The sequence below is a fragment of the Actinoplanes sandaracinus genome, assembly GCF_030009775.1.
Taxonomy (GTDB): domain Bacteria; phylum Actinomycetota; class Actinomycetes; order Mycobacteriales; family Micromonosporaceae; genus Actinoplanes; species Actinoplanes sandaracinus.
Genome location: NZ_JASCTH010000004.1, coordinates 151,501 through 161,649, shown reverse-complemented (window position 1 = coordinate 161,649; position 10,149 = coordinate 151,501). Strand labels below are relative to the sequence as shown.

The following is a 10,149-nucleotide window of genomic DNA, read 5'->3' as shown; positions in this document are numbered from 1 at the left end:
CCCGCCGCCCCCCCACCCCCCCCCCCGCGGGGTGTGGGCCCCCCCCCCCCCCCCCCCGTCGGCGGCGCAACGCGCTTCGGTTGCGGTTAAAGCAAGTGAGCCGGGTGCGGTCGACGTAGGCGAGCCGCGTAACCCGAGGGGTACGCGGCTCGTTGTGTTCTGCGGGGGGCCTTGTCCCGGGCCTCCCCGCCAGCTCAGATGTCGCGCAGCCGCTGGGCCGCGGCCTCCGGGACGATGTCGTTGACGAAGGCGCCCATCGCCGACTCCGACCCGGCCAGGAACTTCAGCTTGTCCGCCGCGCGGCGGATGCTGAACAGCTGCAGGTGCAGGTAGCCCAGCTCGCGGCCCTCGCCGGTGACCGCCTGATGCCAGGCCGAGATGTACGGCATCGGCTTGCCGAACAGCCCGTCGAATCGGCGCAGCAGGTCGAGGTAGAGCGGCCCGAACGCGTCCCGCTCGGCGTCGGTCAGCGCGGTCAGGTCGGGAACCTGCCGGTGCGGCGCCAGGTGCACCTCGAACGGCCAGCGCGTGGCGGCCGGCACATACGCCGTCCAGTGCTCGTTGGAGGCGACCACCCGTACCTTCGCCTCCTGCTCGGCGGCGAGGACGTCGGCGTACAGATTGCGCCCGCCGGTCTTGTCGGCGTGCCGCCGCGCGGCGCGCAGGTAGGCCGCGGTCTTCGGAGTCACCGTCGGATAGGCGTAGATCTGCCCGTGCGGGTGGTGCAGCGTCACGCCGATCTCGACACCCCGGTTCTCGAACGGGAAGACCTGTGCCACTCCGGGCAGCGCCGACAGCACGGCGGTGCGGTCAGCGAGAACGTCGATCACGGTACGGACGCGCTCCGGCGGGAGGGAGCCGAAGGCGGAGTTGTGGTCGCTGGTGAAGCAGACGACCTCGCAGCGGCCCCGGCCGGGCGCCACCGGCACCAGATCGGTGACCTGCGTGATCTCGTCGGGCACGATCCGGTCGGAGAACGACGGGAACTGGTTCTCGAAGACCACCACGTCGTAGCCGGGTGCCGGGATCTCGCTGGCGAACCGCTCGGTGGTCGGGCAGAGCGGGCACGCGTCCGACGGAGGCAGGAACGTGCGGGTGTTGCGGTGCGCGGCGACCGCGACCCACTCGTCGCTGAGCGGGTCGTAACGCAACTGCGAGGCCGGCGGCGGCGGTGGCAACTGCCGGGTGTCCGGGTACGCCGCTCGGCCGCTGCCCGGGGATTCGTCGAAATAGATCAGTTCGCGGCCGTCGGAGAGTTCGACGGCCGACCGGGTCGGGGTCACTGGGGGTTCACCACCACGAGTTCGGGGACTGTTTCCGAGAGGAGTTCGCGAGCGGCGCCGTCGAGGCCGTCGTCGGTGATCAGGACGTGGGCGCGGGCCAGCGGCACGATCGAGGAGATGCCGACGGTGCCCCACTTGGTGTGGTCGGCGAGCACGACCAGGCGCTCGGCCGCCTCCACCAGGGCCCGGTTGACGTCGGCTTCCATCAGATTAGGCGTGGTGTAGCCGGCCCGTTCGCTCATCCCGTGCACACCCAGGAACAGCATGTCCAGGTGGAGGGCGCCGATCGCGGCGACCGCCACTGGGCCGACGAGAGCGTCCGAGGGGGTACGGGTCCCACCGGTCAGCACCACGGTCTGGTCGGCCCGCCCGGCCCGGTAGAAGACGTCAGCGACCGGGATGGAGTTGGTCACGACGGTCAGTGCCGGGACGTCGACGAGGCGCTGGGCCAGCTCGGCGGTGGTGGTGCCGGCCGAGAGGGCGATGGCGTCGCCGGGGGAGACGAGGGCGGCGGCCCGCATCGCGATCGCCGCTTTCTCGCCGCGCTCGCGCACCGACTTGGCCGTGAAGCCGGGCTCGTGTGCCGAACCCGGACTGACGGTGGTCGCCCCGCCATGTACCTTCGCCAGGAGTCCCCGGTCGGCGAGAGCTTCCAGGTCGCGGCGGATCGTCATGTCGGAGACGCTGAACTCGGCTGCCAGCTCGGTCACCCGGACGCCACCGGCCGCCCGGACCCGGTCGAGGATCGCCGCCTGTCGTTGCTGGGCCAGCATCAGCAGGGCCGCGCCGACGCGATGATCTGCGCCGACTCGCTATACCGCACTAATTCGAACACACTCGAACAGTACCGCGTGACGGGATGAGTTCGAAAGGGTGAGTTCAGATACCCCGGCCCCGCTTGTGCAGCGCTGAAAGCACGTTCTCCACCTTCACCGCGCCGGACATCGCGGCCAAGGCGATCGCGGCCCGTGGCTCACGCCAGTTCGCCCGGACCGCCTCCCGGGTGTAGCGCCAGGCGGCACCGCGGTTGCCGGTCGCCGCCGACCAGCAGGCCAGCTGGCCGTAGACCCGGGCCGCGCCGGGACGGCAGCCGCTGATCTCCGGGTGCCGCTGCATCATCCACCGCAGCGAGGTGATCTTGGTGGTGTACTCGTACGCGTAGTGCGAGGTCCGACCCCAGAGGACCCGGACCAGGGGCTCGTCGAGATGCACGATCGGTGCTCGGCGGGCCGCCCTGAGCAGGATGTCCCAGTCCTCGTTCTGGCTGCCCGGGGCGTCCTCGGCGACCAGTCCGATCCGTTCCGCGTCCAGCGCCTCCCGGCGGATCAGGAACGACGACGAGTGCAGCATCGCCATCCGGGAGCGGGCCAGGTCGTCCACGGTCACCCGGGGGCGGCCGGCCAGCCGTGCGGTGGTGTGGCCCTCGTACTCCACCTCGATCGCGCACGTGGCGAACTCGGCCGCGGGCTCGGCCAGCAGGGCGGCCACCTGGCGGCGCAGCTTGTCCGGCAGCCACCGATCGTCGTCGTCGCAGAACGCCATCAGCTCGGTGTCCAGCGCCAGCAGTCCGGTGTTCCGGGCGCCGGCCAGGCCGGGGGTGCGCCAGTTCGTCAGGACCAGCACCGGCACGCCGTCGGTCGAGGCGAGCAGGTAGTCCGGTTCGGTCTGGTCGTACACCACCACGATCTTCAGCTCGCCCGGATAGCGCTGTTCGCGGACCGCGGCGATCGCGCGGCGAACCAGTTCGGGGCGGTTCCGGGTGGGGATCACGACCCCCACCGACGGCCAGTTCATCATGCCTCCGATGCGATGTTGATCGGGTAGCCGTACGCCCGCAGCAGTGGCCCGCAGACCGCGCCGACCAGCCGGCGCTGTGAGCGGGGCAGGGCGCGCACCCACGCGTCGTCGCGCCGTAGCGGCAGCCGGCCGACGGTGAACCGCATCGGGTTGCCGGCCGCGCTGTGCCCGGCCCGCAGGTCGGCGTGCCCGTTGCGGAGGAAGTCCAGGTCCTCGGGGCGGAGGGTGAGGCCGGCGAAGTCGGCGAGGCGGATCAGCCCGGCCCGCGGGTCGGTGAGGAACTCCTCGTAGCGGATCCGCCGGACCGGTACGCCGCGGCGGGCGAGCAGGCCGAACGCCGCGTTGTGGGCGTTCCACAGCATCGCCGAGCGGCCGGGGGAGTAGCGGGTCATCTGGTCGGAGCCGTCGGTCTCCGGGCGGTCCACGGTCTTGGTCCACGAGTACGCCACCCCGCGGGCGTCCCGCACCACGTGCACCACCCGCAGGTCGACGTCGTCGGCCCAGCGCAGCACATGAGCCAGTGCCGAGTGTTTCGACGAGTCGACGACGACCCGGGCGCCGGCCACCTCGGCGGCGGCGGCGTAGACCCGGGAGTAGAACGAGGCGTACTCGCGGACCTCGGCGGTGGCCGTGGTGGCCGCGGCGAGGCGCGGGATGTGCCGGGTCCGCTCGACCGCCTCGCGGAGAGTGTGCACCCGGTCGACGTCGACGTTCGCCCAGCCATTGAAGGCCAGGTCGCCGACGCGTTGCCAGAAGGTGCAGCGGGAGAACGGTGACCCGCAACCGCACCGCTCGTCGTCGCGGATGTCGCGTTGCCACAGGTGGACGACCTCGCCCAGGGCGCACACCCCGGGCAGTTCGCCGAGCAGACGTTCGACGAGGGTTGTCCCACTACGTCCTAATCCGCCCAAAAAAAGCACCTGTGCCACTTTGGCTCACCTTCGCTCGTTTCGCTCTGGTAACGAGTGAAGCAGGCAGAAGGAGGCGTTAGGTGACTATCGAGGCTTTCGACCGTGTACACCTGGATGGCACCGGAATCGACCGCATCACCGAGGACGAGGTCGTGGCCGTGGTCCGGGAGTCACTGGCGCGCGGACGAGGTGGCCGGATCATCACCCCCAACGTCGATATCCTGCGCCGCGCCTCCGCCGACGCGAGCGTCCGCCGCCACCTCGACGACGCCGACCTGATCGTGGCCGACGGCATGCCGCTGATCTGGGCCAGCCGCCTGGGCGGCGCGCCGCTGCCGGAGCGGGTGGCCGGCAGCAGCCTGATCTGGTCGCTGTCGGAGGGGCTCGGCCGTGACGGCCGCTCGATCTTCGTCATCGGTGGCACCCCGGCCGCGGCCAGGCGGGGCGCCGGGGCCGGCGGGGGCGCTAAGAAGAGCGCGGGTGTGACCGCCGCGAAGAAGAGCACCGGCGTGGCCGCGGTGAAGAGAGCCGCCCGCGCCGCGAAGAAGGGCGCCGGGCGGGGAGCCGTGCGGAGAGGGCCGGACGGCGCGGCGCGGGCCGCCGCCCGGCTTGCCAGAGAGTGCGCCGGGCTGCGGATCGCCGGCACGATCAGCCCCGATTTCGGTTTCGAGGAGGACGAGGCCACATATGCCGAGTTCTGTGCCCGGGTTGTCGCGGCCCGGCCCGACATGGTGTTCGTCGGACTGGGCTTCCCCAAGCAGGAGCTCGTGATCGAACGGCTGCGCCCCCACCTGCCCGAGGCGTGGTTCGTCGGCTGCGGCGCCGCGGTCAACTTCGTCGCCGGCGACGTCGAGCGGGCGCCGCTGTGGATGCAGCGCGCCGGCCTGGAGTGGGCGCACCGCCTCGGCATCGAGCCGCGCCGGCTGGCTGGCCGGTATCTGCGCCACGACGCTCCCTATGCCCTGCGCCTGCTGGCCCGGGCGCCCCGCCACCGCGCGGCCCGGCGCTGAGAGCGTCTCAGGGCTCACGGTTGCCGCCCTCGCCGCCCGCGGCCCGGGTGCGCCGCCGCCGCGGGCCCGGGACTCCCCGGAACGTCCGGCAGCGCAGGCCCGCCCGGGGAAGCGGCGCCCCGATCGTGGGCTGCGGGTAGGTGACCGCGTCATAGCCGCTCTGCCAGGGGAAGCGGTCGCCCGGGTCGGGCCATGCGAGCTGGAGCAGCCGCACCCGGCCGTCGCCGTAACGCATCAGCGCGGCCCCCGGGAACAGCGTCTCGGAGATCTCGCCCGCCACGACGCGCACCTCTTGCCCGTCGATCAGGCCGCGGATGTGATGGCCGTGACGCAGCCGCAGGCCCTCGTCGCAGACCCGCCCGGCCACCTCGTTGAGCAGCGTGTGACCGGCCTCGGGTGGCAGCCCGGCGACGGTCAGCTCGGGGAACCCGTAACCGGTGAGGCCGACCGTGTAGGCGAACGGCGCCGTGTCGGCCGGGTCCTCCTCGGTGGGCAGCACGTGCACCACGGCCCAGCCGAACCGCTCGATGATCTCGCTCTGCTCCTCGAAGAAGTCGTCGAGGTAGGACACCGTGACACCCCCGGTTGGCTCGGCCTGGCTGACTGAGTCAACTATGGAACACACGTACGACATTTTTTCGGGGCTGGTTAACCGTACGCTCGTACTGTTAGGGTTTGGTCATGGGGTTTCGTATCGATGATCTGCACCATGTCCAGCTGTTGATCCCGCCGGGAGGCGAGGGTGAGGCCAGGGCGTTCTACAGCGGCGTGCTCGGCATGGCCGAGATCGTCAAGCCGCCGGTGCTGGCCGCCCGTGGCGGCTGCTGGTTCCGCGCCGGCGGGTGGGAGGTGCACCTGAGCCCCGTCCCCGACTTCGTCCCGGCCCGCAAGTCACACCCCGGTGTGCTGGTCAGCGACCTCGACGCCCTGGCGAAGACGCTGGAGGCCGCCGGCCACCCGGCCGAGTGGGACCCCCACTTCCCGGGCCACCGGCGGCTCTACTCCGCCGACGGCCACGGCAACCGGCTGGAGTTCCTGGAGAAGATCAGGGGTTGAAATAGGGGTCCCGGCCCAGTGACTTGAGGGCCCGGAAAGCCCGCTTGTCCCCGGTGAGCTGGAACTGCTGGTTGGGCCCGTTCCCCTCCGGGTCGGACTCGAAGTAGGCGACCGCCTTGATCTGCCTGTTCGCCTTGAAGGTGCGCTCGGCGTCCTTGAGCCAGGCGGCCCGCTGCTCCGAGCCCCACGCCTTGGCCACCCCGAACTCGCCGATCACGATCGGCTTCGGTCGCTGGGCGGCCCATTCGAGGAACGGTCCCATCAGCGTCCCGATCGGCTGGAAGTCGAACCCGGCGTAGACGTCCACGCAGGTCCAGTCCACCTGGTCGTCGCCGGGATAGAACGCGGGCGCGTCACCGCGGATGAAGCCCTCGGCGGTGGGACACCACACCCAGGAGACGTTCTCGGTCTTCTCCGCCAGGAAGATCTTCCGGACGTGACGCCAGGCCGCGATGTAGTCCTCGCCGGACCACATGGTGGCCCGCAGGTTGGGCCGGTCCATCTCCCAGCGCATCCGCAGCATCACCGGCTTCTTGATCTTCCGGATCGCCTTGGCCTGCTCACGGATCAGGTCGTCGTGCTCACCGGCCAGAATGGACCGGTTGTCGCCGGTGGCCCAACTGATCATCAGCGAGGCGCCGTCGCTGAGGAACGCCTCGTCCGAGGGGGTGCCCATCATCTGCTCGAAACGCCGGTACGTGTTGATGAAGTCGAGCCGCCGCCCCATCGACTCCTCCAGCTCGCCGACCGCGGCCAGCCGGCCCACATGGGTGAGCTGGTCGGGTTTGATCCAGGCACCGAAGTAGGCGCCCTTGGCCGGCGGCTCGAACGGCCCGGCCCGGAACGGCCCCGGGTGGATCGCGACGGCCCGGGGCGGCGAACTCAGATCGGGCGACGGCATCGGCGCGGGCTGATCGTCGTCCGGCGACGAGCAGGCGCCCAGCAGCAGGACGAGGGCCAGAGCGAGGAGTCCCCTACGCATGGACACGCCGGGCGGTGTAAAGCACATTCACCGCATATCCGTGGCTGCCGGGAAGACGACGTGCCGCCGCGTCCGCGATCCGGGCCACCCGGTTGTCGTGCAGCGACGGGGTGAGCATCGAGAAGCCCCGGCGTTCCTCGATCTCGAAGCCGTGCCGGGCCAGCATCCGTTCCACCTGCTCGTGGGAGAGTTCGGCGAACCAGCGTTCCCCGCTGTGCCGCCGCGCCCGCAGATGCCGCACCGACCCGGCGTTGCCGTGGTTCTCCACCACGAGCAGCCCGGACCCACGGTGCGGCAGCACCTTCGCGGCGAACGCCAGAGCCCGGTCGCGGATGCCTTCGTTGACGTTGAGCAGCAGCCGGAAGACGGTGACGATCGCCGGGAAGCCGGCCGCCACCGGCTGCGGCACGGGACCGTCCCCGGCCACCCGGTGCCAGTACGCCCGGGACCCGACGTCAGCCGCCTTCGCCATCATCTCGGCGGACGTGTCGTACCCGTGCGCCTCCCGGACCAGCCCGTGCAGCGCCCGGATCGCCCGCCCGGTGCCGCAGGCGAAGTCGTGATGCACCGGCGGATGTTCGGGGAACTCGCGGCGCACCAGGGTCCGCAGGTAGTCGCGTTGCCGGTCGTTGATCCGTGAGGCGTAGCTGTCCGGGGCGTACGTCACGGTCTCGTACTTCTCGACCGCTTCGGTGTCCCGGAACACCTCGGTGTAGTCGCTGGTCAACTCGTCCTCCTCGGGATGAAGGCGCGGAGCGTCAACCGCTCGCGCAGCAGCCAGGCACCCGCGGCGTAGGCCGGCACGGCCAGCACGGCCGCCGCGGGGCTGTAGATGACAGGGCCGAAGCAGGCCAGCGCCAGCAGCGCGGCCGTGCGGGTGCCGGGCCCGAACGGGTGCAGCCGGGTGCTGTGGTGAACCTGAGCCAGTGGCAGCAGATTGTTCACCACCATCGCCCCGGCCAGACCCACGGCGGCGCCGAGCGCACCCCAGCGTGGGATCAGCAGCACGTCCAGGCCGACCGTCACCACCAGCGCGACCAGCACGTTGCCGAGATTCGCCGAGGTGCGGCCGGCCATGGCGAGAACCATGTCGACCATCCCGCAGCCGGTCGCCACCAGCATCGCGGCGGCCAGCACCAGAACCACCGGGACGCCGGTCGCGTAGCGTTCGCCGAACAGCCGCAGGTACCACGGCGCGAACGCCATCACCAGCAGGCAGATCGGCCAGGTCACCAGCACCAGCCAGCCGGTCGCGGTCTGGTAGAGGCGTTTGGCGCCGGCGGTGTCGCCGGTGCTCAGAGCCTCGGCGAGCCGCGGCTGCACCGACTGCGACAGCCCCTGGTTGGCGAACTGGATCAACACCACGAACCGGCCGGCCACCGCGTAGACCGCGGCCGGCGCCAGCCCGCTCAGCGCCGCCACCAGCAGCACGTCCACCCGCTGCAGCGCGAGCTGCGCGACCGCGGCGACCGCCCGGGGGGCGGTGAAGACCCAGAAATCCCGGCGCAGACGCCGTCGTTCGCCCGGGTGGACCTGCTGAGAGACCCGACCCGCGGTGTACGCCCTGCGCGCCGCGAATCCGGCCAGGACCACGACCGGCAGATACGGCACGGCCCAGGCGAGCGCGAAGACCGGCAGTGTGGCCGACGCCCACATGGCCGCCACCCCGGCCGCGCCGACGGCCAGCAGTTGCAGCCCACTGCGCAGCACCCGGTCCAGCAGCACGGTCGGCCGCATGCTCCGGTAGCCGCGGGTCACGGTGAGCAGCACGTCGGTGAGGGCCTGCAACGGGACGAAGACGGCCAGGACCCGGAGCCCGGCGGTGTGGTGGGCGACCACATGGGGCGTCTCGTGGGCGGTGAGCTGGGCGATCCACGGCGCGGCCAGCCACATCACCACCGCCAGGATCAGGGAGAACACCACCACCGGGGGGATGCCGGCGCGCAGGCAGGCGCCGAGCAGACGGTCTTGGCCGGTGGCCCGCAGCCGGGCCGGCCAGTACACCAGCCCGGTGTTGGTGCCCAGCTTGGCCAGACCTCCGACCAGCACGAACGCGGCCGTGGCGGCGAAGAACGCGCCCGCTTCCTCGGGGCCGAGAGCGCGGGCCACGATCCAGGTGACGGCGACGCCGGTGCCGCCGGCCAGCACCGAACCGGCCATGTTGGCCAGTCCGCCGCGGGCCGTGGCCCGGGTTCCGCTCCCGGCGTCCGGCCGTGTGGTGGCCGCCGTCATCCGCGGCGCCACACGGGGGTGTGCCCCAGCCAGCCGGCCAGCGCCTCGTCGTGCGGGCGGTAGTAGTCGCTCAGATCCCGGCGCAGCGTGGCGTTCATGTCGGCCTGCCGCGGGCGGGCGTTGTGGCGCTCGAAGGCCGGCCGGTCCAGCCCGAGCGGCAGCCCGAGGAACCCGCACACCTCGTCGTAGACCGCCTCCGGGTCGGTGAAGAACCGCTCGCTCTCCACCACGTGGATGCGTTCCCGGCCGACGTGCTGAGCCATCACGCTCAGGTAGCGGGCGTACTCGCCGCGGGCCCGGTACGCGTGGTGCTGGTGGGCGAAGCTGTAGTGCCGCGGGTCGAGCGCGAGACGTTCCTCCTGGCGGTGCAGCCGGGCCGGCTCCAGGGCCAGCGCGGCCCCGAAGTCGCGCTCCGACTCGAAGGCGCGGGCGACCTCGTGATGGTGCTGCGAGTACGCCCGTTCCACCGGATCACGAACCAGGACCACGAGCTTCGCGTACGGCAGGTCGTGCGCGATCCGGGCGGCCGCCTGCGGGTGGTACATGTAGTACGGGCTGGACTCGAAGGTCTGGGCGCGGAACCCGTACCGTTCGGCGATCCGTTCGGCGCTGCGCAGCGTCGGGAAGTGCCCGCGGTACCACTCCGGTCCCCGCCGGTAAGACGTGTCGAAGTAGTGCACACCCTTGTGCAGCACCGCCTTGAGGACCAGCGGATGCGCGGCCAGCGCCCGGTACAGCGACGTGGTCCCGCAGCGCTGCCCGCCGCAGATCAGGAACGACGGCAGCATCCGGCGCTCCGCGGTGAGCCGCCCGTACGAGCGGGAGCCGAGGTGTACCACCCGTTTCACCGGTGTCGGCAGGTTGCGAATTCGCATGGG

The 10,149-nt window shown here is 71.6% G+C and carries 11 protein-coding genes; 2 read left to right on the top strand and 9 right to left on the bottom strand.

What is annotated here, in order from left to right; genetic code table 11:
- Positions 1 to 194: 194 nt before the first annotated feature.
- The 4 genes from galT to QLQ12_RS07495 form a co-directional block, all read right to left on the bottom strand.
- Entirely contained in the window at positions 195 to 1,283 is a 1,089-nt protein-coding gene (gene galT / locus QLQ12_RS07510) for a galactose-1-phosphate uridylyltransferase (protein WP_282758103.1), read from the bottom strand.
- Positions 1,280 to 2,056: a DeoR/GlpR family DNA-binding transcription regulator gene (locus QLQ12_RS07505; protein ID WP_282758102.1), complete on the bottom strand. Its 777-nt coding sequence runs from the start codon at positions 2,054 to 2,056 to the stop codon at positions 1,280 to 1,282. Before QLQ12_RS07505 ends, galT begins: the two co-directional genes overlap by 4 nt.
- 106 nt (positions 2,057 to 2,162) lie before the next feature.
- Entirely contained in the window at positions 2,163 to 3,077 is a 915-nt protein-coding gene (locus QLQ12_RS07500) for a glycosyltransferase family 2 protein (RefSeq protein WP_282758493.1), read from the bottom strand.
- Positions 3,077 to 4,009 (bottom strand): sulfotransferase, encoded by a 933-nt coding sequence (locus tag QLQ12_RS07495; protein ID WP_282758101.1) that lies wholly within the window; start codon positions 4,007 to 4,009, stop codon positions 3,077 to 3,079. The genes QLQ12_RS07500 and QLQ12_RS07495 overlap by 1 nt, the downstream gene beginning before the upstream one ends.
- 62 nt (positions 4,010 to 4,071) lie before the next feature.
- Here QLQ12_RS07495 and QLQ12_RS07490 point away from each other — a divergent pair, with 62 nt between their 5' ends.
- Complete coding sequence (locus tag QLQ12_RS07490; protein ID WP_282758099.1) at positions 4,072 to 5,001, top strand: WecB/TagA/CpsF family glycosyltransferase; 930 nt, start codon at positions 4,072 to 4,074, stop codon at positions 4,999 to 5,001.
- Positions 5,002 to 5,008: 7 nt separating this feature from the next.
- On the opposite strand, the gene QLQ12_RS07485 is transcribed toward QLQ12_RS07490, so the two are convergent.
- Positions 5,009 to 5,572, bottom strand: a complete 564-nt coding sequence (locus QLQ12_RS07485) for a DUF4262 domain-containing protein (protein WP_282758091.1) — start codon at positions 5,570 to 5,572, stop codon at positions 5,009 to 5,011.
- Between the two features lie 110 nt (positions 5,573 to 5,682).
- Here QLQ12_RS07485 and QLQ12_RS07480 point away from each other — a divergent pair, with 110 nt between their 5' ends.
- Positions 5,683 to 6,057, top strand: a complete 375-nt coding sequence (locus QLQ12_RS07480; RefSeq protein ID WP_282758090.1) for a VOC family protein — start codon at positions 5,683 to 5,685, stop codon at positions 6,055 to 6,057.
- Here the strand turns inward: QLQ12_RS07480 and QLQ12_RS07475 are convergent.
- Genes QLQ12_RS07475 through QLQ12_RS07460 form a run of 4 tightly spaced genes read right to left on the bottom strand, consistent with a single transcriptional unit; the run spans position 6,047 to position 10,146 of the window.
- On the bottom strand, positions 6,047 to 7,039 hold the full coding sequence (locus QLQ12_RS07475; protein WP_282758491.1) for a glycosyl hydrolase: 993 nt from the start codon (positions 7,037 to 7,039) through the stop codon (positions 6,047 to 6,049). The two genes, QLQ12_RS07480 and QLQ12_RS07475, sit on opposite strands and share 11 nt — an antisense overlap.
- Entirely contained in the window at positions 7,032 to 7,766 is a 735-nt protein-coding gene (locus tag QLQ12_RS07470; protein ID WP_282758089.1) for a class I SAM-dependent methyltransferase, read from the bottom strand. Before QLQ12_RS07470 ends, QLQ12_RS07475 begins: the two co-directional genes overlap by 8 nt.
- Positions 7,763 to 9,271 (bottom strand): lipopolysaccharide biosynthesis protein, encoded by a 1,509-nt coding sequence (locus tag QLQ12_RS07465; RefSeq protein WP_282758088.1) that lies wholly within the window; start codon positions 9,269 to 9,271, stop codon positions 7,763 to 7,765. Before QLQ12_RS07465 ends, QLQ12_RS07470 begins: the two co-directional genes overlap by 4 nt.
- Entirely contained in the window at positions 9,268 to 10,146 is an 879-nt protein-coding gene (locus QLQ12_RS07460; RefSeq protein ID WP_282758086.1) for a sulfotransferase family protein, read from the bottom strand. Before QLQ12_RS07460 ends, QLQ12_RS07465 begins: the two co-directional genes overlap by 4 nt.
- Positions 10,147 to 10,149: the final 3 nt, after the last annotated feature.

What these genes read in the sequence shown, in the direction of transcription:
- QLQ12_RS07505 (WP_282758102.1), bottom strand. Translation starts at nt 2,056, where the DNA reads ATGCTGGCCCAGCAACGACAGGCGGCGATCCTCGACCGGGTCCGGGCG.
- QLQ12_RS07500 (WP_282758493.1), bottom strand. Translation starts at nt 3,077, where the DNA reads ATGAACTGGCCGTCGGTGGGGGTCGTGATCCCCACCCGGAACCGCCCC.
- QLQ12_RS07480 (WP_282758090.1), top strand. Translation starts at nt 5,683, where the DNA reads ATGGGGTTTCGTATCGATGATCTGCACCATGTCCAGCTGTTGATCCCG.
- QLQ12_RS07475 (WP_282758491.1), bottom strand. Translation starts at nt 7,039, where the DNA reads ATGCGTAGGGGACTCCTCGCTCTGGCCCTCGTCCTGCTGCTGGGCGCC.
- QLQ12_RS07465 (WP_282758088.1), bottom strand. Translation starts at nt 9,271, where the DNA reads ATGACGGCGGCCACCACACGGCCGGACGCCGGGAGCGGAACCCGGGCC.
- QLQ12_RS07460 (WP_282758086.1), bottom strand. Translation starts at nt 10,146, where the DNA reads ATGCGAATTCGCAACCTGCCGACACCGGTGAAACGGGTGGTACACCTC.